Origin of the sequence: Ralstonia soli, assembly GCF_023955655.1 — a bacterium.
GTDB classification, from domain to species: Bacteria; Pseudomonadota; Gammaproteobacteria; order Burkholderiales; family Burkholderiaceae; genus Ralstonia; species Ralstonia soli.
In genome coordinates, this window is the sequence record NZ_JAMXHT010000006.1 from 273,197 (window position 1) to 299,081 (window position 25,885).

28 protein-coding genes are annotated in these 25,885 nt (G+C 65.2%); 19 read left to right on the forward strand and 9 right to left on the reverse strand.

The genetic code is table 11. The annotated features are described in order from the left end of the window. The first annotated feature begins 702 nt into the window (after positions 1–702). The 7 genes from NG900_RS17225 (at position 703) to NG900_RS17255 (ending at position 5,876) form a co-directional block, all read left to right on the forward strand. On the forward strand, positions 703–1,323 hold the full coding sequence (locus NG900_RS17225) for a MotA/TolQ/ExbB proton channel family protein (protein WP_021195832.1): 621 nt from the start codon (positions 703–705) through the stop codon (positions 1,321–1,323). 26 nt (positions 1,324–1,349) lie between these two features. Continuing rightward, complete coding sequence (locus tag NG900_RS17230; protein ID WP_252682580.1) at positions 1,350–1,781, forward strand: ExbD/TolR family protein; 432 nt, start codon at positions 1,350–1,352, stop codon at positions 1,779–1,781. An 18-nt stretch (positions 1,782–1,799) separates the two neighbouring features. Then, entirely contained in the window at positions 1,800–2,849 is a 1,050-nt protein-coding gene (gene lpxK, locus NG900_RS17235) for a tetraacyldisaccharide 4'-kinase (RefSeq protein WP_252682581.1), read from the forward strand. Positions 2,850–2,920: 71 nt separating this feature from the next. Further along, positions 2,921–3,109 (forward strand): Trm112 family protein, encoded by a 189-nt coding sequence (locus NG900_RS17240; RefSeq protein WP_004631803.1) that lies wholly within the window; start codon positions 2,921–2,923, stop codon positions 3,107–3,109. Between the two features lie 19 nt (positions 3,110–3,128). After that, complete coding sequence (gene kdsB, locus NG900_RS17245) at positions 3,129–3,935, forward strand: 3-deoxy-manno-octulosonate cytidylyltransferase (RefSeq protein WP_252682582.1); 807 nt, start codon at positions 3,129–3,131, stop codon at positions 3,933–3,935. 352 nt (positions 3,936–4,287) lie between these two features. Further along, the gene (gene adk / locus NG900_RS17250) at positions 4,288–4,956 is read left to right on the forward strand and encodes an adenylate kinase (RefSeq protein WP_252682583.1); all 669 of its coding nucleotides are present in this window, start codon (positions 4,288–4,290) and stop codon (positions 4,954–4,956) included. A gap of 161 nt (positions 4,957–5,117) precedes the next feature. Beyond that, the gene (locus NG900_RS17255; RefSeq protein WP_252682584.1) at positions 5,118–5,876 is read left to right on the forward strand and encodes a 3-hydroxyacyl-CoA dehydrogenase; all 759 of its coding nucleotides are present in this window, start codon (positions 5,118–5,120) and stop codon (positions 5,874–5,876) included. A gap of 126 nt (positions 5,877–6,002) precedes the next feature. Here NG900_RS17255 and NG900_RS17260 read toward each other — a convergent pair whose 3' ends face one another. Then, positions 6,003–6,896, reverse strand: a complete 894-nt coding sequence (locus NG900_RS17260) for a LysR family transcriptional regulator (RefSeq protein WP_252682585.1) — start codon at positions 6,894–6,896, stop codon at positions 6,003–6,005. Positions 6,897–7,015: 119 nt separating this feature from the next. Here NG900_RS17260 and NG900_RS17265 point away from each other — a divergent pair, with 119 nt between their 5' ends. Then, positions 7,016–8,035 (forward strand): bile acid:sodium symporter family protein, encoded by a 1,020-nt coding sequence (locus tag NG900_RS17265; protein WP_252682586.1) that lies wholly within the window; start codon positions 7,016–7,018, stop codon positions 8,033–8,035. Positions 8,036–8,048: 13 nt separating this feature from the next. On the opposite strand, the gene NG900_RS17270 is transcribed toward NG900_RS17265, so the two are convergent. The 3 genes from NG900_RS17270 to tsaE are packed head-to-tail and all read right to left on the reverse strand — an operon-like array spanning position 8,049 to position 10,670. Continuing rightward, positions 8,049–8,594 carry a GNAT family N-acetyltransferase gene (locus NG900_RS17270; RefSeq protein WP_252682587.1) on the reverse strand — a complete coding sequence of 182 codons (546 nt, stop codon included), beginning with the start codon at positions 8,592–8,594 and terminating at the stop codon, positions 8,049–8,051. Positions 8,595–8,599: 5 nt separating this feature from the next. Next, complete coding sequence (locus tag NG900_RS17275) at positions 8,600–10,123, reverse strand: N-acetylmuramoyl-L-alanine amidase (protein ID WP_252682588.1); 1,524 nt, start codon at positions 10,121–10,123, stop codon at positions 8,600–8,602. Positions 10,124–10,127: 4 nt separating this feature from the next. Continuing rightward, complete coding sequence (gene tsaE / locus NG900_RS17280; RefSeq protein WP_315862377.1) at positions 10,128–10,670, reverse strand: tRNA (adenosine(37)-N6)-threonylcarbamoyltransferase complex ATPase subunit type 1 TsaE; 543 nt, start codon at positions 10,668–10,670, stop codon at positions 10,128–10,130. 51 nt (positions 10,671–10,721) lie between these two features. Between tsaE and queG the strand changes: the two genes are divergently transcribed. The 6 genes from queG to plsY all read left to right on the forward strand — a co-directional run bounded on the left by queG (position 10,722) and on the right by plsY (position 15,498). After that, positions 10,722–11,891, forward strand: coding sequence for a tRNA epoxyqueuosine(34) reductase QueG (gene queG, locus NG900_RS17285; protein WP_252682589.1), 1,170 nt, complete (start codon positions 10,722–10,724; stop codon positions 11,889–11,891). A 256-nt stretch (positions 11,892–12,147) separates the two neighbouring features. Next, entirely contained in the window at positions 12,148–12,810 is a 663-nt protein-coding gene (locus tag NG900_RS17290; RefSeq protein WP_252682590.1) for a chalcone isomerase family protein, read from the forward strand. Between the two features lie 75 nt (positions 12,811–12,885). After that, positions 12,886–13,362 (forward strand): methylated-DNA--[protein]-cysteine S-methyltransferase, encoded by a 477-nt coding sequence (locus NG900_RS17295; RefSeq protein WP_252682591.1) that lies wholly within the window; start codon positions 12,886–12,888, stop codon positions 13,360–13,362. Next, the gene (gene xerD, locus NG900_RS17300; RefSeq protein WP_252682592.1) at positions 13,359–14,294 is read left to right on the forward strand and encodes a site-specific tyrosine recombinase XerD; all 936 of its coding nucleotides are present in this window, start codon (positions 13,359–13,361) and stop codon (positions 14,292–14,294) included. Before NG900_RS17295 ends, xerD begins: the two co-directional genes overlap by 4 nt. A gap of 18 nt (positions 14,295–14,312) precedes the next feature. After that, positions 14,313–14,804 carry a Cys-tRNA(Pro) deacylase gene (gene ybaK / locus NG900_RS17305; protein ID WP_252682593.1) on the forward strand — a complete coding sequence of 164 codons (492 nt, stop codon included), beginning with the start codon at positions 14,313–14,315 and terminating at the stop codon, positions 14,802–14,804. 70 nt (positions 14,805–14,874) lie between these two features. Then, a complete protein-coding gene (gene plsY, locus NG900_RS17310) occupies positions 14,875–15,498 on the forward strand; it encodes a glycerol-3-phosphate 1-O-acyltransferase PlsY (protein ID WP_252682594.1) in 624 nt (207 codons plus the stop codon). Here the strand turns inward: plsY and NG900_RS17315 are convergent. Next, positions 15,495–16,511 (reverse strand): GlxA family transcriptional regulator, encoded by a 1,017-nt coding sequence (locus NG900_RS17315; protein WP_252682595.1) that lies wholly within the window; start codon positions 16,509–16,511, stop codon positions 15,495–15,497. The two genes, plsY and NG900_RS17315, sit on opposite strands and share 4 nt — an antisense overlap. Before the next feature lie 157 nt (positions 16,512–16,668). Here NG900_RS17315 and NG900_RS17320 point away from each other — a divergent pair, with 157 nt between their 5' ends. After that, positions 16,669–19,050: an acylase gene (locus tag NG900_RS17320; RefSeq protein WP_252682596.1), complete on the forward strand. Its 2,382-nt coding sequence runs from the start codon at positions 16,669–16,671 to the stop codon at positions 19,048–19,050. A 71-nt stretch (positions 19,051–19,121) separates the two neighbouring features. On the opposite strand, the gene NG900_RS17325 is transcribed toward NG900_RS17320, so the two are convergent. Then, entirely contained in the window at positions 19,122–19,607 is a 486-nt protein-coding gene (locus NG900_RS17325) for a YajQ family cyclic di-GMP-binding protein (protein ID WP_252682597.1), read from the reverse strand. Positions 19,608–19,712: 105 nt separating this feature from the next. Between NG900_RS17325 and murB the strand changes: the two genes are divergently transcribed. After that, positions 19,713–20,741 carry a UDP-N-acetylmuramate dehydrogenase gene (gene murB / locus NG900_RS17330; RefSeq protein ID WP_252682598.1) on the forward strand — a complete coding sequence of 343 codons (1,029 nt, stop codon included), beginning with the start codon at positions 19,713–19,715 and terminating at the stop codon, positions 20,739–20,741. On the opposite strand, the gene NG900_RS17335 is transcribed toward murB, so the two are convergent. Further along, on the reverse strand, positions 20,738–21,799 hold the full coding sequence (locus tag NG900_RS17335; protein WP_252682599.1) for a patatin-like phospholipase family protein: 1,062 nt from the start codon (positions 21,797–21,799) through the stop codon (positions 20,738–20,740). The two genes, murB and NG900_RS17335, sit on opposite strands and share 4 nt — an antisense overlap. Positions 21,800–21,908: 109 nt before the next feature. Here NG900_RS17335 and ppnP point away from each other — a divergent pair, with 109 nt between their 5' ends. Both ppnP and argG read left to right on the forward strand, forming a co-directional pair. Next, positions 21,909–22,226 carry a pyrimidine/purine nucleoside phosphorylase gene (gene ppnP / locus NG900_RS17340; protein ID WP_252682600.1) on the forward strand — a complete coding sequence of 106 codons (318 nt, stop codon included), beginning with the start codon at positions 21,909–21,911 and terminating at the stop codon, positions 22,224–22,226. A gap of 61 nt (positions 22,227–22,287) precedes the next feature. Then, the gene (argG, locus tag NG900_RS17345; protein WP_252682601.1) at positions 22,288–23,625 is read left to right on the forward strand and encodes an argininosuccinate synthase; all 1,338 of its coding nucleotides are present in this window, start codon (positions 22,288–22,290) and stop codon (positions 23,623–23,625) included. Positions 23,626–23,708: 83 nt separating this feature from the next. Here argG and argF read toward each other — a convergent pair whose 3' ends face one another. Then, complete coding sequence (gene argF / locus NG900_RS17350; RefSeq protein WP_252682602.1) at positions 23,709–24,635, reverse strand: ornithine carbamoyltransferase; 927 nt, start codon at positions 24,633–24,635, stop codon at positions 23,709–23,711. Between the two features lie 368 nt (positions 24,636–25,003). Between argF and NG900_RS17355 the strand changes: the two genes are divergently transcribed. Continuing rightward, positions 25,004–25,327 carry a DUF3579 domain-containing protein gene (locus NG900_RS17355; protein WP_252682603.1) on the forward strand — a complete coding sequence of 108 codons (324 nt, stop codon included), beginning with the start codon at positions 25,004–25,006 and terminating at the stop codon, positions 25,325–25,327. Positions 25,328–25,461: 134 nt separating this feature from the next. Here NG900_RS17355 and rpsT read toward each other — a convergent pair whose 3' ends face one another. After that, a complete protein-coding gene (gene rpsT / locus NG900_RS17360) occupies positions 25,462–25,728 on the reverse strand; it encodes a 30S ribosomal protein S20 (RefSeq protein ID WP_004631753.1) in 267 nt (88 codons plus the stop codon). Between the last annotated feature and the right edge of the window lie 157 nt (positions 25,729–25,885).

Below are 25,885 nucleotides of genomic sequence, written 5' to 3' on the forward strand. Positions count from 1 at the left end.
TCCCCCTGTGTCAAAATTTCAGCAAGGCAAGTAATTTCGTTCTGCGTCAAGCATTTAGCGCAGGCGCCCCAAGGATGTTCACAAAGTTATCCACAGCAGCGCTGGAAAACCGCGGTATGACGCCTGGGCAGTGGATAAATCCTCGGTGGATAACCGCCGATCCGCCCTGCTCTACCCCTTGGCAACCGCCAAAAGCGGGATTGCCTATTTTTTAAGCGACGTCACGAACACCCTTTGGAATCAGTCACTTAAGATGCTTGTCCGGGCAATGTCCACAACCGGTCCACAAGACTGTCCCGGTCTGGTGTGGATTATCGCCCCGGGCTGCCCGCTCACGCGGGCTTTTCCGTCGAAACCCGTGCCCAAACCCTGATTGCACATTTTTTAAGCAGGACCACGAAGATCCTTTTAGATCAAGCACTTAGTTTGCTTGTTCGGGCAATGTCCACAACCCGTCCACAAGACTGTCCCGCGTGGTTGTGGATTGCGGGCACCACGGTGTTCGTGACAGCACGTTGATCGTCGCCCGCGCACGTCGCAACGCTGCGCCCTCGTGTTGCCGAGGCAGTTCCGACGCGCTAGAGTGCTGCCTGTTTTTGCCGCAACGGACCGCGTTCGGGGACGCGGACGGTACGAACAGCATCGGGCTTGCATCAACGGCCAGCATTCCATTCCTTCCACAACGACAAAACGGGTTGTCCAGTGTTTTCCATCATCCAAGCCGCCGGCTGGCCGATCTGGCCGCTGTTGATTGCCTCGGTGCTCGCGCTTGCGCTCATCATCGAACGGTTCGTCGCCCTGCAGCGCAAGAAGATCATTCCGCCCAAGGTGTATGACGAGGCGCTGGCCGTCGCGCATCAACGCAAGGCCACGCCGGAAGTGGTGAACACGCTGGAACAGGGCTCGCCGCTGGGCCGCCTGCTGGCTGCCGCACTGCGCCACGTGGTGCTGCATCCCAACACCACGCGCGACGCGGCCAAGGAAGTGGTGGAAGAAGCCGGCCAGAACGTCGCCCATCGCCTGGAGCGCTACCTGAACGCGCTCGGCACGATCGCCTCGGTGGCGCCGCTGATGGGCCTGTTCGGCACCGTGGTCGGCATGATCGAGATCTTCGGCAGCCAGACCGCCGCCGGCACCAACCCGCAGACGCTGGCGCACGGCATCTCGGTCGCGCTGTACAACACGGCGCTGGGCCTGGTCGTGGCCATCCCGACGCTGATCTTCTGGCGCTATTTCCGTGGCGTGGTCGACAACTACGTGGCCGAGCTGGAGCACCTTTCCACCATGTACCTCGACGCGATCCTGCCGCCGCGGCGCGGCTGATCGGGCAACGCTCACTGGAAACCGCCATGCGCTTCCGCCCGCGCCATGCCCGCGAAGAGCCGGAGATCAACCTGATCCCGCTGATCGACGTGCTGCTCGTGATCCTCATCTTCCTGATGATCACGACCACGTATTCCCGCTACACCGAACTGAAGGTCAACCTGCCCACTGCCGAGGCCGAGAAAGCCACCGAGCGTCCCGGTCAGATCGTCGTCTCCGTCACCGCCAACGGCGTCTACTCGGTCGACAAGCAGGTGCTCGACACGCGCGACGTGACCAGCCTCGCCGACGCCCTGCGCGCTGCGGCGGACAAGGCCGGTGGCCGCGAACCCATTGTCATCGTCAACGCCGATGCGCAAGCCGCGCACCAGGCGGTGGTCAATGTCATGGAAGCCGCGCGCGTGGCCGGGCTGTCGCACCTGACGTTTGCCACCCAGACCGGCAAACCCGGCCGTTAAACCGACCTCCGCCCCTGCATGCCCGTCGCCCAGCACCGCCTCGCCAGCTTCGTCACCCGCCAATGGCAGCAACGCGGCTGGTTCGCGTGGGTGATGTGGCCGCTGTCGTGGCTGTTTGGGGCGTTGAGCGCGCTGCGCCGGTTGCTGTTCCGCATGGGCTGGCTGCGCTCGGTGCGGCTGCCGATGCCGGTGGTCGTGATCGGCAACGTCACCGTGGGCGGTGCCGGCAAGACGCCCGCCGTGATTGCGCTGGCCTCCGCGCTGGCCGAAGCCGGCCTGCGTCCGGGCATCGTCTCGCGCGGCTACGGTGCGCAACTGAAGCACCCCCGCCCCGTTCGCGAACACTCCCGCGCAGAAGACGTCGGCGATGAACCGCTGCTCATCGCCCGCGCCACCGATCTGCCCGTGTGGGTATTCCCCGACCGCGTGCTGTGCGCGCAAACGCTGCTGGCCTCGCACCCGGGCTGCAACGTGATCGTCTGCGACGACGGCCTGCAGCACTACCGCCTGCGCCGCGACATCGAAATCATCGTGTTCGACGCACGCATGGGCGGCAACGGCTTCCTGCTGCCCGCCGGCCCCCTGCGCGAGCCGATGACCCGCCGCCGCGACGCCACGCTCATCAACGACCCGCACTACCGCGCCACGCCGGATCGCCCGAACGTGTTCGGCATGCACCTCGAATTGCAGGATGCCTACAACCTGGCCGACCCGGCGCTGCGCCGCCCGCTCGCCCAGTTCGCACGGCTCGAGGGCGAACAATTGCTGGCTGCCGCCGGCATCGGCAACCCCGAGCGCTTCTTCGCCTCGTTGCGCGCGGCGGGCCTCAAGCCCAGCACGCTGCCGCTGCCCGATCACTACGACTTCGCCGACGACCCGTTCGCCGACAACCACGCCGAGGTGATCCTGATCACCGAAAAGGATGCCGTAAAATGCGGCCATCTCGACGACCCGCGCATCTGGGTGGTGCCGACCACACCAGTGGTGGACCCAGCGCTGGTCGAACAGGTCTGCCAGCGCGTGCGCGCCCTGGCCGATCGCGCAACTGCCAAGGCAAGCGCACAATAACGCCCTCTGCCTCATCCGCTGTACTGGCGTGCCGCCCCGGCTCGGGTGGCCGCCCCGGAGCCTCTACCGCCATGGACAATCGCCTGCTGGAAATCCTCGTCTGCCCGCTCTGCAAGGGCACGCTGCAACACGACCGCGCCAACAACGAACTGATCTGCCACGTCGACAAGCTGGCCTACCCGATCCGCGACGGCATTCCCGTCATGCTGGCCGACGAAGCCCGCCAGACCGTGGAAGGCACGCCGGTCGATCCGGCCTGATGCATCAAGGTTGATCGCCATGTCGCACGCGCCGTTCATCGCTGTCATTCCCGCGCGGCTGGCGTCCACGCGGCTGCCCAACAAACCGCTGGCCGACATCGACGGCAAGCCGATGGTGGTGCGCGTGGCTGAACGCGCGCACCAGTCGTCCGCGGCGCGCGTGGTGGTGGCCACCGATGCTGTCTCGGTGGCCGACGCCTGCATGCAGCACCACGTGGAAGCCGTGCTCACACGTGCCGACCATGCCTCGGGCACCGATCGCCTGGCCGAAGTGGCCACCGTGCTTGCGCTGCCCGACGATGCCATCGTCGTCAACGTGCAGGGCGATGAACCGCTGATCGCCCCGACGCTGATCGACAACGTGGCCGCCCACCTGCGCGACCACCCCGACTGCGCCATCGCCACCGCCGCGCACCCGATCCACGACCCAGCCGACGTGTTTAATCCGAACGTCGTCAAGGTCGTGCTGGATGCCGCAGAGCGCGCCCTGCTGTTCTCGCGCGCACCGCTGCCATGGGCGCGCGACACCTGGACGCCCGCCGTCATGGCACGGTCAGTCGCCGAGCGCCCGCTGCCCGGCATGCCCGTGCTGCGCCATATCGGCATCTATGCGTATCGCGCCGGTTTCCTGCGCCGCTTCCCGCTACTGACTGCCGCCCCGATCGAGCAAACCGAGCAACTCGAGCAACTACGCGCCATGTGGCACGGTGAGCGCATCGCCGTGTTGACCACCGACGACGCCCCAGCCGCCGGCGTCGATACGCCCGAAGACTTGGCCCGCGTGCGCGCTGCCTGGAGCGAATTGCTGGCGCAGGACGGCCCCTGAGCGCGCGATTTCTCTGAACTTTGCGCGCAGGGCCGCCAAAACCCCGGCCCCGCCGTGGCATAATCGCGAGGACGACAAGCCGCATGGCGGCGCCCACGCAGGCGCCACAGCGGTGACAGGGAGACAAATCGAGCCATGGGTACCGCCGTCCGGCGTGTGCCTGATCCCCAAAGTCCGGTAAGGCTGGCGTCAAGTTCGCCCGCTAGGCTGCCTGTTCGCGTCGATTGCGCCAAAGCTTACGCAGGCGCACATTCAGGCGTTTTGGGAATCTGCCCGCCGAGGACCGATTCCCAACGCGCTTCACGCTGCTTGAGAGCGCGACAAGATTCGAAAACTTGAGGAACTCGTCACCATGCGGTTGATTCTGTTGGGCGCGCCCGGCGCCGGCAAAGGTACGCAAGCCAAATTCATCTGCGAAAAATTCGGTATTCCGCAGATCTCCACCGGCGACATGCTGCGCGCCGCCGTCAAGGCGGGCACGCCGCTGGGCATCGAAGCCAAGAAGGTGATGGATGCCGGCGGCCTCGTGTCGGATGACATCATCATCGGCCTGGTGAAAGACCGCCTGCAGCAGCCCGACTGCAAGAACGGCTACCTGTTCGACGGCTTCCCGCGCACCATCCCGCAAGCGGAAGCCATGAAGGACGCCGCCGTGGCCATCGACTACGTGCTGGAAATCGACGTGCCGTTCGACGCCATCATCGAGCGCATGAGCGGCCGTCGCGTGCATGTGGCCTCGGGCCGCACGTACCACGTCAAGTACAACCCGCCCAAGACCGAAGGCGTGGACGACGAAACCGGCGAACCGCTGATCCAACGCGACGACGACAAGGAAGAGACCGTGCGCAAGCGCCTGGACGTGTATGAAAACCAGACGCGTCCGCTGGTGGACTACTACTCGCAGTGGGCGGCCAACGGCAACGGTGCCGCCAAGGTCGCGCCGCCGAAGTACCGCAAGATTGTCGGCGTGGGCACTGTGGATGAGATCACCGCCCGTGTGTTCGGCGCGCTGCAGGACTGAGCGCACGCGCTGCACCGACCCGCTAAGGAAAGCGGCGCCTCCATCGTGAGGCGCCGTTTTTTTTGCGCGCTCGCCGGCCGCTTCGCGCTACCATATGGCGCTGCAATTGACGTGAACGTAAACGTCAAGTAACGCACACACCACAACCAAGGAGACACGGCATGGAGATTCGCGATCAGGTATTCATCGTCACCGGCGGTGCGTCGGGACTGGGCGCCGGCACGGCACGCACGCTGGCGGAGGCCGGCGGCAAGGTGGTGATTGCAGACCTGAACGAAGCGGCCGGCACGGCACTGGCGCAGGAACTCGGCGGACGCTTCGTGCGCTGCGATGTTGCATCGGAAGCCGACGGGCAAGCCGTGGTGGAAGCCGCCACTGCGCTGGGTACCCTGCGCGGGCTGGTGAACTGCGCCGGCATCGCCACGGCATCGCGCACGGTGGGCAAGACGGGGCCGCACCCGCTGGATCAGTTCGCGCGCGTGATCAACATCAACCTGATCGGCACGTTCAACATGATCCGCCTAGCCGCGACGGCCATGGCTGGCAACACCCCCAACGCCGGCGGCGAGCGTGGCGTGATCATCAACACGGCGTCGGTAGCGGCGTTCGATGGGCAGATTGGACAGGCGGCCTACGCGGCCTCCAAGGGGGGCGTGGTGGCGATGACGCTGGCGGTGGCGCGTGACCTGTCGCGTGACGGCATCCGCGTGATGACGATTGCCCCGGGCCTTTTCGAAACGCCGATGCTGCTCGGCATGCCGCAGGAAGTGCAGGACGCGCTGGGCAAGATGGTGCCGTTCCCGCCGCGCCTCGGTAAGCCGGCGGAATATGCCCAGCTTGCGCGCGCCATCATCGAGAACCCGATGCTCAACGGCGAGACCATTCGCTTGGATGGCGCCATCCGCATGCAGCCGAAATAAGACCCGGCTCACCATCCTACTGCGCAGCCCGATCTTGGCTCTGCGATGCTCGCCGTACACGTGTGCGGCTTCGCTTCTCGCGCCAACCTCGGGCCGCTCGCTACGGAAGGTGAACAGGGTCTACGATCAAGTGGCCGGCAGCGCCATCCGGCGAATCATCTGCCAGGCCGCCTCGGCCGCCGGCGACAATGACCTGTCATGGCGGCGCGCCAACACGATGGCGCGCGTCTCCTTCGGGGAGAGCGGCACCGCCACCAGCGGCGACGACGACGGCAGCGGCAACGACAGCGACGGCACCACGCCCGCGCCGATCCCCGCTTCCACCATGCCGAACACGGCACTGCTGTGGCCCATCTCCTGAGCCACGTCTGGCTGAACGCCGTGACGCAGGAAGATGCGATCGATCAGGGGGCGGCTGCCCGACGCGTGGTCGAGCAATACAACTGCCGTGCGGTGCAGGTCTTTCCAGCGTACGCTGCTGCGCTGGGCGAACGGATGGTCCTTGCGGCAGACGAGGCAGAACGGGTCGGTCAGCAGCGGCTCCGTCCACAGGCCGTCGGTGTCGAGCGGCTCCACCACCACGCCAAAATCCGCCCCGCCGGTGCGGATCAGTTGCAGCGTGTCGACCTGCACCGAATCGCGCACGATCATGCGGATGTCGGGATAGCGCTGCGCGCACTCGGCCACATACAGCGGCATCAGCCGCGTCGACACCGTAGGGCTCGACGCCACCACCACGCGCCCGCGCCGCTGCTCGCCCACTTGGCGCGCCTGGTGCAGCGTGTCGTCCAGATCGGCCACCAGCCGATCAAGCGCCGTCGCCAGCGAGCGGCCCACTTCCGTCAGCACCACCTCCCGCGTGGTGCGGTCGAGCAGCTTCAGGCCCAACTCGCCCTCGAGCTCCGAGATCGACCGGCTCACGGCCGGCTGCGTCAGGCCGATGGTGTCGCCCGCGCGACTGAAGCTGTGCGCGCGCGCCACGGCCAGGAAGACGCGCAATTGGCGCAGGGTCACATTCATGCTGGCGTTGTATGAATTGATTCGATCAATGCATTTGTATTCTAGATGGGGATGTTGTGCAATAGCGCCTATCCCGCTATCCGACTCACGCCGTCACGTCATGGTGATGGCGTACGCACATGAAGATTCCGCTGTTATCTCGTATTGATGGGTTCATCCAGGCCATGCTGGTGATGGTGGCGCTGGCCCTGCTCTTCCCTTCCCTCGGCGCCAGCGACGGCCCGCTGCACCTCGATATCGTGACCGAGCTGGGCGTGTCGCTGATTTTCTTCCTGCACGGCGCAGCACTCTCGCGCGAGAAGATCGTGGAAGGCGCACGCAACTGGCGACTGCATCTATTCGTGCAGGCTTGCACGTTCATCCTGTTCCCGCTGATCGGCGCCGTCATCCTGGTGGTGTGCAAGCCGTTCATTCCGGCGCAGTTGCTGCTGGGCGTGTTCTACCTGTGCGCGCTGCCATCCACGGTGTCGTCGTCGGTGGCGATGACGGCCATTGGCAAGGGGAACGTGCCCGCGGCGATCTTCAACGCCACCATCTCGGGCCTGATCGGCATGATGGTCACGCCGCTGCTGATGAGCTTCGTGATCCAGGCCTCGGGTGCGGAGCTGTCGGTGGGCAAGGCGATGCTGGGCGTTGCCGAGCAATTGCTGCTGCCCTTTGTACTGGGTCAGTTGGCACGTCCGGCCATCGGCGGCCTGATGACCAAGTACAAGGCCATCACCAACAAGATCGACCGCGCGGTGATCCTGCTGATCGTCTTCAACTCGTTTGCCGATTCGACGCACGCGGGCGTGTGGTCGAAGTACCCGTGGGAGACCATCGTGGCCGTGGCGGCGATGAGCGGCGCACTGCTGTTTGTCGTGCTCGGTGCGACGACGTGGCTGTCGCGACGCGCAGGCTTTGGCCTGGCCGACGAAATCACCGCCGTGTTCTGCGGCTCGAAGAAGAGTCTGTCGAGCGGCGTGCCGATGGCGAAGATCCTGTTTGCCGGCAACCCGGCCCTGGGGCTGATCGTGCTGCCGATCATGATCTACCACCAGCTGCAGTTGATCGTGTGCTCGGCGCTGGCGCGCAAGTATGCGGATCGCGTTGCGCACGCTGAAGCCGGCGCCGGCGCACCCGCCAGCCGCCCAGCCTGACTGTCCCGGCCGATCAGGGCAGGGCCATCAACCCCGCAAGTTCCAATTCCGGCCAGTGGTAGGTGCGCACCCAAGCGTATCCGCCATCGGCCGTCTCCAGCCAATCGCGGCTGACCGGCACACCGCCCAGGGCCTCGTAGAAGCCGACCGCGGCAGTGTTCGCCTCATACACCAAGAGATGCAATTGCGTGATCCCCTGAGCTGCGGCCCAGCGGGCCGCCTCGCCCATCAGCCGCTTGCCGACGCCGTGGCCGCGCGCGGCCGGCAGCAGATGCAGGTTGTCGACGAGCGCGCCCCAGGGCGTGCCGTCTTCGTGCAGGGCGCAGAGAAAGCCGATGGTCTGACCGTCGAGATCAGCGCACCACACGTGCTGCCCGGCCACCGGCGTCGACATGCGCGTACGCCACTTAGCGCGCATGTCGGCACTGGCCGCGCCATCGAGATACGCATCGGACAGAACCCCGATCCCGCGATACGCGCTCTGCCAGCTGCGCGTGTGGATGTCGGCGATGGTATCGGCGTCCGGCGCGCCGCCTTGGCGTAGCACAAGCACGGTCATCTACGTCAGACGCCCGGGTTGTGCGACAGCGGTGGATTCTTGGCGAAGTACGCGCGAATGCCGCGCAGGATCGCATCTGCCAGTTGGTTCTGGTGGCCGAGGTCGTTGAGCTTGGCCTCTTCTTCCGGGTTGGAGATGAAGGCCGTCTCGACCAGGATGGACGGAATGTCCGGCGCCTTGAGCACCGCAAACCCGGCCTGCTCCACCTGCCCCTTGTGCAAGCGGTTGATGCCGCCGATCTGCTCCAGCACAGCCTTGCCGACTTTCATGCTGTCGCCGATCTGCGCGGTGGTCGACAAGTCCAGCAGCACGCGCGTGACCTGCGCATCCTTGGAGCCGAGGTTCGCGCCACCAATCATGTCGGCCGCGTTCTCCTTATTGGCGAGCCACTTGGCTTGCGCGCTCGACGCCCCGCGGTCCGACAGCACGAACACCGAGGCACCACGCGCTTCCGGTGTGACGAACGCATCAGCATGGATGGAGACGAACAAATCGGCCTGCACGCGGCGCGCCTTCTGCACGCGCACGCCCAGCGGGACGAAGTAATCGGAATCGCGCGTCATCATGGCGCGCATGTTGGGCTGCGCGTCGATCTTGGCCTTGAGCATGCGGGCAATCGACAGCACCACGTCTTTTTCGTGCGTGCCGGCACCGCCCGTGGCGCCCGGGTCTTCGCCACCGTGGCCGGGGTCGATGGCGACCGTAAGCAGGCGACGCATGCGTGGGCCGTTCGAGGGCGCGCGTGGCACCGACTGCTCGGGAACGGTCTCCAGCGGCGGCGTGTTCGGCACGTTGGCGAGCGTCGATGGCGGATTTGCGGTCGTAGCCGGCGGCGTCTTGCGCGGCGGCGTGCGGTTGGCGAGCGCGGGTTTTGGCGCTTCGCTCGGCGCAGTGACCGGGCTGCCGCCACCGCTGTTGCGGCGTGCCAGCGCGGCGATCGGGTCATCGTCGTCCGACGCCTCGGGCATCGGCGTGCCACCCGAAGCGGCAAAGCGCTCCTGCTTCGCTTCGGTGGCCTGCACGAGCTGCATCAGCGGGTCGGGCGGGTTGGTCGGGTACAGATCGAACACGAGCCGATTGCGGTAACCGGCAATCGGCAGCAGCGTGAATACCTGCGGATTAACACTTTCCTTCAGGTCAAACACGAGGCGCACCACGCTCGGCCGGTTCTGGCCCACGCGTACTTGGCGGATGTACGGATCGTTCGGCGCGATCTTGGCGACCAGTTCGCGCAGCGTCGGGTTCAGATCAAGCCCGTCGATGTCGACCATCAGGCGGTCGGGATTCTGGATGAGCTGGTGCGTTGCCTTGAGTGCGACATCGGATTCGATGGTCACACGCGTGTAGTCCTCGGCCGGCCACACGCGCACGGCAACGATGTTGGCGCCGCGCGCGATCTGCGGGCCCACCAGGCTCAGGATGACGGTGCCCGCGCCAGCGCGGGCCATGCGCGCGAGCCATTGGCGGCGAGCCTGGCTCGGGAGGGCAGGATCATCCGGTTGATCGGTCGGCAGATGCTTGATCAGCATGGAACTAGGGTTGCAACAGCTGGAGAAGTTGAACGCCGGTCTGCGTGCGAGCACTCAGACGCGCCAGGCGCGGTGCATGCTCAACGCCGTCATCGTAGGTTTCGTGCACAACGTCGACCGATAACGCGATATGCAAGTCCGGCGTGCCGAGCAGCGCCTGCGCCTTCTCGGGCCATTCGACCAGGCACAGCGCGGGTTCGGCAAAGCAGTCGCGAAAGCCCGCGTCGGTCCACTCTTCCGGGTCGGCAAAACGATACAGGTCGAAGTGATAGACCTTCTGCGTGCCGGTGGTTCCCGTCACGTCGTACGGCTCGACTAGCGTATAGGTGGGGCTGCGCACGCGACCGGTGTGCCCGAGGCCCCGCAGGATGGCGCGCGAGAGCGTAGTCTTGCCCGCCCCCAGGTCGCCCGAGAGCTGCACCTGCACGGGCCTCGGACCCAGCGCCAGCACGGCCCGCGCGAGCGCCGCACCAAAGGCCGACGTGGCGGCCTCGTCGGCGAGCGAAAAGGTGTGCTCGGCGAGCGGAGGGGTCAGACCAGAAGGCATGACGGGCAGATGAGAGCAGGGAGCACGGTGGGCATTGCGTACAATTTAGGCATGTCCGCCACCCCAACGTCCTCATTCGAAACGAACCTGGATGCGCGCTTGCCAGCCGACGAGGCCGGCATGCTCGCGCTGGTGGCGCAGATCCGTTCCTGGGGTGCCGAACTCGGCTTCGATGCCGTCCGCATCGCCGATGTCGACCTGTCGCACGCGGAAGAAGGGCTCCAGACGTGGCTTGCGCAGGGGTTTCACGGTGACATGGATTATATGGCGAACCATGGCATGCTCCGCGCCCGCCCGGCCGAACTTGTTGCCGGAACGGTACGCGCCATCGTCGCGCGGATGCCGTATCTGCCACATGGCACCCATTCGGGCGCCGGTCAGCAAGCCGCGCACAGCGACTGGCGCGCCGTCGAGTGGGATCGCCTGCGCCGCCCGCACGACGCCACCGTCTCGCTCTACGCGCGCGGCCGCGACTATCACAAGGTGCTACGCCAACGCCTCCAAAAGCTGGCCGAAAAGATTGCCGGCGCCGTCGGGCCGTATGGCTTTCGCGTGTTCACCGATTCCGCACCCGTGCTGGAAGTGGCGCTGGCCAGCAACGGCGGCCTGGGCTGGCGCGGCAAGCACACGCTGCTGCTCGACCGCGATGCGGGCTCGATGTTCTTCCTCGGCGAGATCCTGATCGACCTGCCCTTCCCCGTCGATCCGCCCGTGGAGCCGCACTGCGGCAACTGCACGCGCTGCATCGACGTGTGCCCCACGCAGGCCATCGTCGCGCCGTACACGGTGGACGCGCGCCGCTGCATCTCGTACCTGACCATCGAGCACAAGGGCAGCATCCCGGTCGAGTTGCGCGCGGCACTGGGCAACCGCGTCTACGGCTGCGACGACTGCCAGCTCATCTGCCCGTGGAACAAGTTTGCGGTGCCGGCCAACCTGCACGACTTTGACGTGCGCAACGGGCTGGACTCGGCCACGCTGGCCGGCTTGTTCTGCTGGACCGACGCAGAATTCAACCAGCGGCTCGAAGGCAGCCCGATCCGCCGCATCGGGCACGAGCGCTGGCTGCGCAACATTGCCGTGGCCATCGGCAACGCGCTGCGCGGGCCGCTGCCCGACACCGTACGCGCGCAGCTGATTGCCGCTCTGCATGCGCGTGCCGAAGATGCATCGGAACTCGTGCGTGAACACGTGACCTGGGCGCTGGCACAAGCGACGTGAGCACACGCTCCTTGACCACGTAGCGCGTCAAGACCGAGTGCCTGCTTTAATCGGACCTTCCTGGTTCATCCGCATATTGTTTTTAAAACAAAACAATATGCGCCTATAGCATAAGGAAATGAAATCTTGCTTAACGCTGCTGCCAGCAGGGCCTTACGCCGCCTGGCCTGCAAACGCTTGCGCATCAGGGCAGATACCAATTGTTAGCAAATAAAATATCGGGAAAATGGCGGCTTAATCTCAAACCGCTCATTTCATGTTCTCCGCCCTTGCTGATCTCCGCCGCGCATTGCAGGTTGCCGTGCGTGCCCGCGCATCGTTGCGCCTGTCTGCCCTTCGGCGCGCGTGGCGCGGTGGCGTGATGGGCGTGCTGCTGTGCGCCGCCTGCGCGGCGCCGGCATGGGCCACGGTGAAGGTCGAGGGCGTGCCATTCGATGAAGCCACCCAGATGGCTGGTCGCGAGCTGTTGCTCAACGGCACGGGCCTGCGTTCGGTGTTCGTCATCAAAGGGTACGTGGCGGGGCTGTACCTGCCCGAGCGCGCGAAGAACGCGGCAGTCGTGCTGGGCATGAAGGGGCCAAAGCGGCTGCAGATTCACCCGCTGCGCGACGTGGGCGCCGACACCTTCATCCACGCGCTGAACGACGGCATCCACCGCAACCAAACCGAAATCCAGATGACGCGGCTGGCTGATCGCCTGACGCAGCTCGAAGACGCGATGCGCCAGATCGGCTCCACCAAGCGCGGCGACACCATCAATTTCGACTACACGCCCGACGCGGGCACCACCATCACCATCAACGGTGTGGCACGCACCCGGGCCATCCCCGGCGAAGATTTCTACCAGGCCGTGCTCAGCATCTTCATCGGCAACAATCCGGTCGATCGGGATCTGAAAAGCGGGCTACTCGGCAGCTGAGCAGCCACGCCCGGCGGCCCGGTGCGGGACGGCATGCTAGATTCTCAGGATCGTTTCCCCACGCCGGACTCCGTCATGCCGCCCCCATTCGAAGCCGTCCTCGAAGCGCCCTTCGGCAAGCTGGGCGTGCGCGCTGCTGGGGGCGCGCTGCGCGAACTCGTCTACCTGCCGGAGAGCACGCCCGCTGTCGACTCCGATGACGACCTGATCCGCACATTGGCCCGCCAGCTCGACGCGTACTACAGCAACCCCAACGCCACGTTCGACGTGCCGTTCGCCCCTGCCGGCACCGATTTCCAGCGCCGTGTGTGGAACGCCATCCGCGCCATCCCGTGCGGCAGCGTCATCACCTACGGCACCATCGCCAAGCAGATCGGCAGCGTGCCGCGCGCGGTGGGCCAGGCGTGCGGCGACAACGGGTTCCCGATCCTCATCCCGTGCCACCGCGTGGTGAGCGCCTCGGGCATCGGCGGGTTCTCGCACCACACCGACGGCTACCTGCTGAACATCAAGCACTGGCTGCTGCGCCACGAAGGCGTGATGCTGATATGAGCAAGGCTGCATTGAAGAACACCGAAGCGCCCGCCCTGCCCCCGCAGAGCGCGGATGCCATCCAGCGCTTTTGCGATGCGCTGTGGCTCGAGGACGGCCTCGCGCGCAACACGCTCGACGCGTATCGGCGCGACCTGACGCTCTACGCGCAGTGGCTGGCCGAGCGCCACAAAGCCATCGCCGACACCGAAGACGGTGACCTGGCGGATTACTTTGCGGCACGCCATGCCGAGAGCCGCGCCTCCACCGCCAACCGGCGTCGCACCGTGTTCAAGCGCTTCTTCGTGTGGGCCCTGCGCGAGCACGTGGTGAGCACCGATCCGTCGCGCCTGCTGCCTACGGCCAAGCAGCCGCCACGCTATCCGAAGACATTATCGGAAGCGCAGGTCGAGGCGCTCATCAGCGCGCCCGATGTCGACACGCCGCTGGGCCTGCGCGACCGCGCGATGATCGAGCTGATGTATGCGAGCGGCCTGCGCGTGTCGGAGATCGTCGCGTTGAAGACGGTGGAGATCGGCCTGAACGAAGGCGTGGTGCGCGTGATCGGCGGCAAGGGCGGCAAGGATCGCTTGGTGCCCTTCGGCGCAGAGGCTGGAGATTGGCTGCGACGCTATCTGCGCGATGGCCGCACCGCGCTGCTCGGCGAGCGCACCGCTGATGCGCTCTTCGTGACAGCACGCGGCGAAGGCATGACGCGCCAGGCGTTCTGGCACATCATCAAACGCTACGCGTTGCGCGCGGACATTCGCGCGCCGCTCTCCCCGCACACGCTGCGGCACGCATTTGCCACGCACCTGCTCAACCACGGCGCCGACTTGCGCGTGGTGCAGATGCTGCTCGGCCACGCGGATATTTCCACCACGCAGATCTACACCCACGTCGCGCGCGAGCGCTTGCGCACGTTGCATGCGCAGCACCATCCGCGCGGATAGCGTTGTCCCCTTTCTCGCATGAGCAAGTCCAAACACGTTTCCGAAACGCCGGCCACGCAGTTCCTCAAGGCACACGGCGTCGCCTTTACCGAACACACGTACGACTATGTCGACAAGGGCGGCACGACCGAGTCGTCGCGTCAGCTCGGCGTGGACGAGCACCACGTCGTCAAGACGCTGGTGATGGAAGACGAACACGCCAAGCCGCTGATCGTGCTCATGCACGGCGATTGTTCGGTCTCCACCAAGAACCTCGCGCGCCAGACAGGCCGCAAGAGTGTGCAGCCGTGCAAGCCCGAGGTGGCGCAGCGGCACAGCGGCTACCTGGTCGGCGGCACGTCGCCGTTTGGCGTGCGCAAGGCGATGCCGGTGTACGTGGAAGCGTCCGTGCTGGAGCTGGATCGCATCTACATCAACGGCGGGCGGCGCGGCTTTCTGGTAAGCATTGCGCCCAGCGCGCTGACCACAGTGCTGAACGCGCAGCCCGTCAACTGTGCAAACCCCGATTGAAACGAACGCGGCGGCTGGGGCACCCTACGGCCCGCGCTACAATCCCGCAGCCTGATTTCACAGAAGAGCTATGTCCCTAGTCGTCGCAACCGTCCTTTTTGCCGTGGCCGCCTACCTGATCGGCTCCGTCTCGTTTGCCGTGGTGGTCAGCCGCGCGATGGGTCTGGCGGACCCGCGCACCTATGGCTCGGGCAATCCGGGTGCCACTAACGTGCTGCGCTCGGGCAACAAGAAGGCCGCGATCCTGACGTTGCTGGGCGATGCGGCCAAGGGCTGGCTGGCGGTGTGGGCAGCGCTTCTGCTGGCGCCGCGCTTTGGTGTGGATGAGACGGGCATCGCACTGGTGGTGATTGCCGTGTTCCTCGGTCACCTGTTTCCCGTGTTCCACCGCTTTGCGGGCGGCAAGGGCGTGGCCACGGCGGCGGGCATTCTGCTGGCGATCAACGTGTGGCTGGGGCTGGCGACGCTGGCCACGTGGCTCATCATCGCGGTGTTCTTCCGCTACTCGTCGCTGGCGGCGCTGGTGTCGGCGGTGTTTGCGCCGTTCTTCTACGTGCTGATGTTCGGCTTCGACTGGGTTGCCGGGGCCGTTGCGCTGATGGCCGTGCTGCTGATCGCGCGCCATCGCGCCAACATCGCCAAGCTGCTGGCCGGCAAGGAAAGCCGCATCGGCGAGAAGAAGAAAGCCGCTTAATTGCGCAGCTCGGCGCGCACCGAATGGGCGCGCCGATGTTCCCCCGGCGGCCGCCCCGTGTGCCGCCGGATCAACCGCCGGAAGGCAGACATGTCCTGATAGCCGCACTGCTCGGCAATCGTTGTCAGGCTCAGCGTGCTGACCTCCAACAGGTGACATGCGCGCTCCACGCGCAGCCGATGCAGCAATTGCAGCGGCGACATCCCCACCGTCTTCGTGAAATGCCGCAGCAACGTGCGCTCGCTGGTTGAAGCGGCGGCGGCGAGTTTTCCTAGATCGAACGCTTCGTGCAGATGCTGCTGCAGATAACGCCGCGCACGCAGGACCACGCTGTCGCGGATGGCAGGCTTGCTGCGCAGCCAGATGCCGATGGCCTCGCCGCGTGAGGGGTGGTCGAGTACCGTGTTGCCCAGCGTGCGCGCGAGCCGCGCATCGGCCAGCCGCCCGACCACGCGATGCATGAGCGCCACACCGTGCTCCATCGCCCGCGCGGTGATGACGTTGCCGCTGCTGACGATGGCCTGCGCCGGCACCACTTTCAGCCGCGGCCAATTGCCCTGCACCCACCCTGCGATCAGCCACGTCACCGTCAGCCGTTGCCCGGCGGGCAGCACGTCGGCCAGCATGGCCACCCCCGTAAACGACGACGCCACCAGCCGCCCCGCCTCCAGGTAGCGGCGAATCGTGGCGCGCTCCACCTCCAGCAAGGTCAGGCGCTGCTCCAGCGTGCCGATGTGGTCGAAATGCAGCGGCGGCACGATCAGCGCATCACCGAGTTCGGCATCGTCTTTCGGCAGGGCATCGCAACGGCACGCGAGCGTTGTTGCGGCCGCCTGCCAACGCGCCGGATCCCGCGCGACGAGCCGCCAGCCAAACACCGGCGCCCCGGCGGCGTTGGTCCGCTTGCCGGCCTGCATGGAGGCGAGCGCATTGGCCACGCCAAGCGTGTCGGCAGCGGTTGCGAGCGTGGAAAAGCCGGCGTCGGGAAAGGTCAGCAGATCGATCTTGGGCATGCCGGAGTATAGGCGCGGGCGGCACACTGTGTGGCGATATTGACCCCATCTTTGGCGGGAATACCTCTTTCAGATTCGACCCTATCCGCCTGAGGATGCGACGGTGGCTGCGCACAGACACAGCCGCCCATAACGACACCGACATCAGGAGACACGTATGACGCAGGGATTTGCACTGCGCAGCACACTTGCCATGGCCGCACTCGCGGCACTGGCGGGCTGCGCAAGCACCGCCGAGAGTGGCTGGGCCACGCCTTCGGATACCGGCCTCTCGGCCGAGATCAGCCGCACCCGCTTCGGCATTCCGCACATCCGCGCCAACGACTACGCCAGCCTCGGCTTCGGCATGGCCTATGCCTACGCGCAGGACAACGTCTGCCTGCTGGCCGACCAGGTCGTCACCGTCAACGGTGAGCGCTCGAAGACGTTCGGGCCGGAAGGCACCGTCACCGTCTCGTTCAAACCGATCCCGAACACGCAGTCGGATGCGTTCTTCAAGAGCGCGTTCGACGAAGCTGGCCTGCGCGCAGGCTATGCGCAGATGTCGCCCGAAGCGCGCGAACTGCTGCGCGGCTACATCGCCGGCTACAACCGCTACCTGAAGGACACGCCGGCGGCCAATCGCCCTGCAGCCTGCCGCAACGCCGCCTGGGTGCGCCCGCTCACGCTGGCCGACATGATGCTGATGGGCGAAGAGAAAGCCATCCAGGCCAGCGCGGGCGCCATGCTGCAGAGCATCGTGGCCGCGCAACCGCCAGGCGGTGCGCCCGTGTCGGCTGTTCCGCCGCACGCCGTTGACACCGCCGCGCTCGACCGCGACCTGCAGCTGCGCGACATGCCCATCGGCTCCAACGGCTGGGCCTTCGGCAAGGCCGCCACGGACAACGGCCGCGGCGTGCTGCTCGGCAACCCGCACTTCCCGTGGACGACCACCAACCGCTTCTACCAGGTGCACCTAACGGTGCCCGGCGAGCTGGACGTGATGGGCGCATCGATTGCCGCCTTCCCCGTCGTCAGCATCGGCTTCAACAAGGACGTGGCGTGGACGCACACCGTCTCCACCGGCCGCCGCTTCACGGTGTTCGAACTCAAGCTGGCCGAGGGCGACCCGACCACCTACCTCATCGACGGCAAGCCGCACAAGATGACCACGCGCACCGTGGCCTTTGACGTGAAGCTGCCCGACGGCCGCATCGAGCGCCGCACGCACACGTTCTACAACACCGTGTACGGCCCCGTGCTGTCGATGCCCGCGGGCGGCATGCCATGGACCTCGCAGAAGGCCTACACGCTGCGCGACGCCAACCGCAACAACACGCGTTCGATCGACACATGGCTACATATCGCGCAGGCGAAGGACGTGGCGGGCATCCGCCAGGCGATCGGCAACCTCGGCATTCCCTGGGTCAATACGATTGCCACCGACCGCAATGGCCGCGCGCTGTTTGCCGATGTGTCGACCACGCCGGATGTTTCCGCCGAAGCGCTCAAGCGCTGCGCGCCGTCGCCGCTGGCTGACAAGCTGTTCAAGGGCGTGGGGCTGGTGCTGCTCGACGGCTCGCGCAGCGCGTGCGACTGGCAAGCCGATCCCGCATCGCCGGTGCCGGGCCTGGTGGCGCCCGCGCGCATGCCGGTGCTCGAGCGCGACGACTACGTCGCCAACAGCAACGACAGCTCGTGGCTGACCAACCCGGCGCAGAAGCTGACCGGCTTCTCGCCGGTGATGGGCTCGACCGACGTGCCGCAGCGTCTGCGCACCCGCATCGGCATCATCGAGATCGAGCGCCGCCTTGCCGGCACCGACGGCCTGTCCAGCAACAAGGTCAACCTGCCGAACCTGCAGGCGATGATCTTCCGCGATGCCAACCTTGCCGGCCATCTGGTGCGCGACGATCTGCTCGCCGCGTGCAAGGCTGGTAGTGGCACCCTCGATGCCGATGTGCGCGACGGCTGCGCTGCCCTCGCGCAGTGGAACCTCACGGACAACGTCGACGCCCGCGCCGCACATCTGTTCCGCGAGTTCTGGATGCGCGCCAAGGACATCCCGAACGTGTACGCAGTCGACTTCAATCCGGCTGACCCGATCCACACGCCGCGCAGCCTGCGCATGAGCGATGCGACGGTGCGCGCGGCCGTGTTCAAGGCGTTGAAGGAAGCCGTGGGTGCGGTTCGCACCGCCGGCTTCGCGTTGGATGCCCCGCTGGGCACAGTGCAGGCGGCACACGCGCCGAATGGCCTCATCGCCCTGCAGGGCGGCGAAGAGTACGAAGGCGTGCTCAACAAGCTGTCGAGCCTGCCGATCGGGCCGAAGGGGCTGGAGGTGTATTTCGGCACCAGCTATATCCAGACCGTCACGTTCGACGACCAGGGCCCGGTGGCCGATGCCCTCCTGACCTACGGCCAATCGACCGACCCGGCCTCGCCGCACGCGTTCGACCAGATGCGCGAGTTCTCGGCCAAGCGCTGGAACCGGCTGCCGTTCTCGCAAGCGGCCATCGCAGCGGACCCGGCGTTGAAGGTGACGAAGCTGTCGCAGTAACGCCCAATCCGTCGGCGCTAATGCAAACGCCCCGCACGTGCGGGGCGTTTTGCCTGGATGACCAACCGATCTCAGTCGCGGAAGTTGTTGAAATCCAGCGGCGTGTCGCTCACGTCCTTGCGCAGCATGGCGATCACGCTTTGCAGATCATCGCGCTTGGCGCCGGTCACGCGCACCGCATCCCCCTGGATGCTGGCCTGGACCTTGATCTTGCTGTCCTTGATCGTCTTGACGATCTTCTTGGCCAGGTCACCCGACACGCCCTTCTTGATCTTGACGACCTGCTTCATCTTGTCGCCGCCGATCTTCTGCTTGTCCTGGTAGTCCAGGAAGCGCACGTCGACGTTGCGCTTGGCCATCTTGTTCATCAGCACGTCGTTCACCTGGCCGATTTTGAAATCGTCATCGGCAAACAGCGTGAGTTCCTGCTCCTTGTGCTCGACGCGGGCGTCGGAGCCCTTGAAGTCGAATCGCGTCGAAATCTCTTTGTTGGCCTGTTCCACGGCGTTCTTCACTTCCACCATGTTGGCTTCGCATACCACGTCAAACGACGGCATCGTGTTCTCCTTGCAGACTTGAATCGGGTTGCTGCGGCAGCTTCCTGCGGGTGCCGCGTGCGCCATGGCTTCTATAATCCGGGCTTTCCCAGCAGATTTGGCGCCATGGCGTTGCTCGACACGCATTATCCCCTAGGCCGGCACAACACGTTCCGTTTTGAGGCCACCGCACGCTATGCCGCGCACATCCGCACGCCGGAAGACATCCCCGCCGCGCTGGCCGACCCCCGCGTACAGGGTCTGCCCGTGCTGGTGCTGGGCGGCGGCAGCAACGTCGTGCTCACGCGGGACTTTGAGGGCCTGGTGCTGCTGATGGAGATCCCAGGCATCACCACCGGCCGGGCGACGATCGATGGCCGCGAATTTCATACCGTCACCGCCGGTGGTGGCGAATCGTGGCATGGCCTGGTCGCACACACCGTCGCCAACGGCTTGCCTGGGCTGGAAAACCTCGCGCTGATCCCTGGCACGGTCGGCGCGGCGCCCATCCAGAACATTGGCGCGTACGGCGTGGAGATCAAAGACCGCTTCCACTCGCTGCGCGCCTACGATCGCCACGCCGGCGAGTTCGTCACGCTGGATGCCACCGATTGCACCTTCGGCTACCGCGACAGCCTGTTCAAGCGTGCCGGTGCCGATCGCTACGTCATCACCGAGGTGACGTTCGCTCTGCCCATCGACTGGCAGCCCGACACGCACTACGCAGAGCTCGCCCGCGAGCTGGCGGCGCAGAACATCGCCAGCCCGACCGCGCAGAACATCTTCGACGCGGTGGTCGCCATCCGCCGCCGCAAGCTGCCCGATCCGGCCGAGATTGGCAACGCGGGCAGCTTCTTCAAAAACCCCATCGTCGATTCCGCCACGCGCGATGCGCTGGTGGAGCGCTTCCCCAACCTGATCGGCTATGTGCAACCGGACGGCACCTACAAACTCGCCGCCGGCTGGTTGATCGATCAATGCGGCTTCAAGGGCCGCCAGAGCGGCGCGGTTGGCGTGTACGAAAAACAGGCGCTGGTGCTCGTGCACCGGGGTGGCGGCAGCGCCGTGCAGTTGATGGCGCTGGCGCGTGAAATTCAGGACGCCGTCTACGCGCGCTTTGGCGTGCGCATCGAACCCGAGCCGGTCGTTATCTAGATGTCCTGCCCGCGCAGGTATTCCTTCTGGATGTCGACGGTGCCCTGCTTGCCCACATCGTCGAAATGCTTGCGCAGCCACGCCTTGCCCTCGTGCCGGCCGCGCTCCTTGAGCATGGTCAGGAAACTCCAGTCCGTCACCAGCTTGGTCGATGAGGAGAGATCACCCAGCGGTTTGTCGGCGCGGATCGCGTGCAGGTAGATGTATTTGAGACGATCGCGGTATTCGGGCTTGAGCCAGTCTTCCGCAATCAGCTTCTGCACAAAGGCGATGGCGCGCATCTCGCGCAGCAATGACGCATTGAAGGTGATTTCGTTGAGCCGCTCCATCACCTCGTGCGGCTGGTCGGGCACCTCCTTGCGCACGATCGGGTTCACGTGCACGAGCAGGATGTCCTGCGTCTTGGTCTCGTAAAAGAACGGGAACAGCACGGGGTTGCCCATATAGCCGCCATCCCAGTAGTGGTGGCGGTGGATCTCGATGGCCGGATACAGGTACGGCAGGCAGGCGGAGGCGAGCACGGTTTCGGCGTCGATCTCGGGCGTATTGAACACGCGCACGTTGCCCGTGTTGACGTCGGTGGCGGCCAGGAAGAGCTTTGTGCTCTCGCAGGCGCGCAGCCGGTCGAAATCGACGTGGCTGGCGAGCAAGTCGCGCAGCGGGTTGTAATGCGCGCCCTGGGCCGTGGCGCTGATCCAGTTGTCCCACAGCCGCATCCAGTCCGTCACCGGCCAGCTATCGGGAAACAGCGGCTTGCCGGAGAACAACGTCTTGGCGTTCTCTCCCATGGCGGAGAGCGGCGAGCCGGCCGTCGACACCGCCAGCCAGAACGCGTGCAGCTTCTCGCGGGCCCGCTCTGGACCGCCCTTAGGACCGCCTTCAAGCAGGCCGTCGAGCATCACCACGGCATTCATCGAACCAGCGCTGGTGCCGGTAATGCCCTCGTACGACAGGCGTCCGTCTTCGAGCAGCGCATCCAGGACACCCCATGTGAACGCCCCGTGCGCGCCGCCGCCCTGCAGTGCGAGGTTGATGTGCTTGCCGTCCGGCTTCCGCATGCTTTTTCCCCCAGATTCAGGCGCCCCCGTGGCGCTGGCCGGATCATGCCCTAAAATGGCGGATTCGACCCTAGACAACCCTTTTTGCGCGTTCCGCTTTTTTCGATCCATGACCACCGAAACCTTTGACGGCGTCCGCCTCACCACCAAGGCCAATGTGTACTTTGACGGAAAGTGCGTCAGCCACAGCTTTACCCTGCCCGACGGCACCAAGAAGTCCGTGGGCGTGGTGCTGCCGGCCACGCTGACCTTCGGCACGGCTGCGGCCGAGATCATGGAATGCGTGGGCGGTTCGTGCGAATACAAGCTCGACGGCACCGACGAGTGGAAGACCTCCGGCGCGGGCGAAAGCTTCCACGTCCCGGCGAACTCCAAGTTCGATATCCGTGTGACTGAGGCATATCACTACATCTGCCATTACGCCTAAGCGCGCCTGAGCGCGCCCAAGGCCGCCCCAACGCCAGCACCGACTATCTGAAGAGAAAGATATGGAAACCATCCTGCAACACGTTCCCGTCGGCCAGAAGGTCGGCATCGCCTTCTCCGGCGGCCTCGACACCAGCGCCGCGCTGCGCTGGATGAAGAACAAGGGCGCCCTGCCCTATGCCTACACTGCCAACCTCGGCCAGCCGGATGAAGAAGACTACGATGCCATCCCGCGCAAGGCGATGGAGTACGGTGCAGAGAAGGCCCGCCTGATCGACTGCCGCCCGCAGCTGGCCAATGAAGGCATCGCCGCCATCCAGGCCGGCGCCTTCCACATCAGCACCGGCGGCATCACCTATTTCAACACCACGCCGCTGGGCCGCGCCGTGACCGGCACCATGCTCGTGGCCGCCATGAAGGAAGACGACGTCCACATCTGGGGCGATGGCTCGACCTTCAAGGGCAACGACATCGAGCGTTTCTACCGCTACGGCCTGCTGACCAACCCAGCGCTGAAGATCTACAAGCCCTGGCTTGACCAGACCTTCATCGACGAACTGGGCGGCCGCGCAGAAATGTCCGCCTTCATGACGAAGGAAGGCTTCGGCTACAAGATGAGCGCCGAAAAGGCCTACTCGACCGACAGCAACATGCTGGGCGCCACCCACGAGGCCAAGGATCTGGAGCACCTGAACAGCGGCATCCGCATCGTCAACCCGATCATGGGCGTGGCGTTCTGGAAGCCGGAAGTCGAGGTCAAGGCCGAAGAAGTGTCGGTCACGTTTGACGAAGGTCGCCCGGTCGCCGTCAACGGCAAGGAAATCGCCGACCCGGTGGAGATGTTCCTGGAGCTGAACCGCATCGGTGGCCGCCACGGCCTGGGCATGAGCGACCAGATCGAGAACCGCATCATCGAAGCCAAGAGCCGCGGCATCTACGAAGCCCCGGGCATGGCGCTGCTGCACATCGCCTACGAACGCCTGGTCACCGGCATCCACAACGAAGACACCATCGAGCAGTACCGCATCAACGGTCTGCGCCTGGGCCGCCTGCTGTACCAGGGCCGCTGGTTCGACCCGCAGGCCATCATGCTGCGCGAAACCGCCCAGCGCTGGGTGGCCCGCGCCGTCACCGGCACCGTCACGCTGGAACTGCGCCGCGGCAACGACTACTCGATCCTGAACACCGAGTCGCCCAACCTGACGTACGCACCTGAGCGCCTGTCGATGGAAAAGGTGGAAGATGCACCGTTCAGCCCGGCCGACCGTATCGGCCAACTGACCATGCGCAACCTTGACCTGATGGACACGCGCGACAAACTGGCGATCTACTCCAAGGCCGGCCTCCTGTCGCTGGGCACCAGCAACGCACTGCCCCAGTTGGACGGCGGCAAGAAGTAACAGCCCGCTGATTCAAGGCAAAAAAAGGCCGCTCCGACGTCAATCGGAGCGGCCTTTTTATATGGCTTCAGCTCAGTAGCGGCTTAGTAGCGTCCGCAGAGCAGGTATTCCATCAGCGCCTTCTGCACGTGCAGGCGGTTTTCCGCTTCGTCCCACACGACGCTCTGCTTGCCGTCGATCACGGCCGCTTCGACTTCCTCGCCGCGGTGCGCGGGCAGGCAGTGCATGAACAGCGCATCGGGCTGCGCACGCTGCATCATCGCCTCGGTGACCATCCAGTCGCCAAAGGCCTTCTTGCGCGCTTCGTTCTCGGCTTCGTAGCCCATGCTGGTCCACACGTCGGTGGTCACCAAGTGGGCACCGTCGCAGGCCTCGAGCGGGCTTTCGAACACGTGCACGAACGGCAGGCTGGAATCGGCCACCATGGCCGGATCCAGCTGATAGCCCTTCGGTGCGGAGAAATGGAAGCGGAAGCCGAGAATCTCAGCCGCCTGGATCCACGTGTACGCCATGTTGTTGGCGTCGCCCACCCAGGTGACGGTCTTGCCCTTGATCGGGCCGCGGTGTTCGATGAAGGTAAAGATGTCGGCCAGCACCTGGCACGGGTGGTACTCGTTGGTCAGCCCGTTGATGACCGGCACGCGCGAATGCGCGGCAAAGCGCTCGATGATCTCCTGCCCGAACGTGCGGATCATGATGATGTCGGTCATGCGGGAAATGACCTGCGCCGCGTCTTCGATCGGCTCACCGCGTCCCAGCTGGGAATCGCGCGTGTTGAGGAAGACCGCGTGGCCGCCGAGCTGGTGGATGCCGGCTTCGAACGACAGGCGCGTACGCGTGGAATTCTTCTCGAAGATCATGGCCAGCGTGCGGTCGTGCAGCGGGTGCCATGTCTCGTAGTTCTTGAACTTGGCCTTGAGGATCGCGGAACGGTCCAGCAGGTATTCGTACTCTTCCAGCGAAAAGTCCTTGAACTGCAGGTAGTGCTTGATCGAGCTTGGTGGGTTCATAAAACAACGAAGGCGGCCCGCAGATGACGCGCCGGAAACATTCCGTGGCACGTCGCCCTAGCCGCCTTGTCTGGTGAAGATTCAGTCCATCATACGGGATCGCCGCCAGTTTGGCGAGTTTCGGCCCGGGCGGCCCGGCTGCCATCAAGGCGCGAGTGAAAGGCCGATGAAAGTCTTATATAAGATATAATACTGGCTGCCTCGGATGCCTCAACCGGCCCGCAAACCGGCACGACAAGCTGGTCCGCCGGGTTCATGAACTGGCAATCAGGCAAGCGCATCATCGCACCACAAGTGCACCCCGCTCGAACGCTGCGGCACCCGCACGGTCGAAGTCATTTGCAAATCTCCACAGCCCCACGCAGTCCATGGCAGCCAACCCCCGCCAATTCTTTATCCAGGGCGTCACCCGCGACGGAAAAACCTTCCGCCCGAGCGACTGGGCCGATCGGCTGTGCGGCGTGATGGCGCAGTTCCGCCCCGCCGGCGACACTGGGGACCCCCGCCTGAGCTACTCCCCTTACGTGCGCCCCGTCATGTCGGGCGGCATCAAGAGCGTGTTCGTCGACGAGCGCCTGCGCGAGATCGAACCCAAAGCGCTCGACTTCGTGCTGAACTTCGCGCACGACAACAACCTGCAACTCGTGGAAGCCTGCATCCTGCCGGAAGCCGGCGCATCCGCAAAAAACTGAGAGCGCCCCACACCGTGCGCCGCAAATCGTTGGCGTACAAAAAGCAAAAAGCCTGTCCGAAGACAGGCTTTTTTATCGCCGGTGCGTAACGTTGACCGTCACGCCATGCCGGCCGAGGCCGGCATCACCCGAACTTAGGCAGCCATTGCCTTGATGGCAGCGGACAGACGCGACTTGGCGCGTGCAGCCTTGTTCTTGTGGACGATCTTCTTGTCAGCGATGCTGTCGATCGTGCTTTGAGCCGTCTTGAAAGCAGCAGCAGCAGCGGTCTTGTCGCCAGCGGCCACAGCCTTGCGGACACCCTTGATCGCGGTACGCAGACGCGAGCGCAGAGCCGAGTTGTGAGCGTTTTGGACGACGGCTTGGCGTGCGCGCTTGCGTGCTTGTGCGGTGTTTGCCATGGAAAATTCCCTGAAGAAACGGTAGCAAGCGCCCCGGGAGACACGGAAGGCCGAAGCGCGCAAATTGGTGAAAGACAGCAATTATACGCAGACTTTCCCACCCAATGCAAACCGTGTTGTGAAATCGCCCGGATAGCAGCAGATTGCGGCTTTTGCG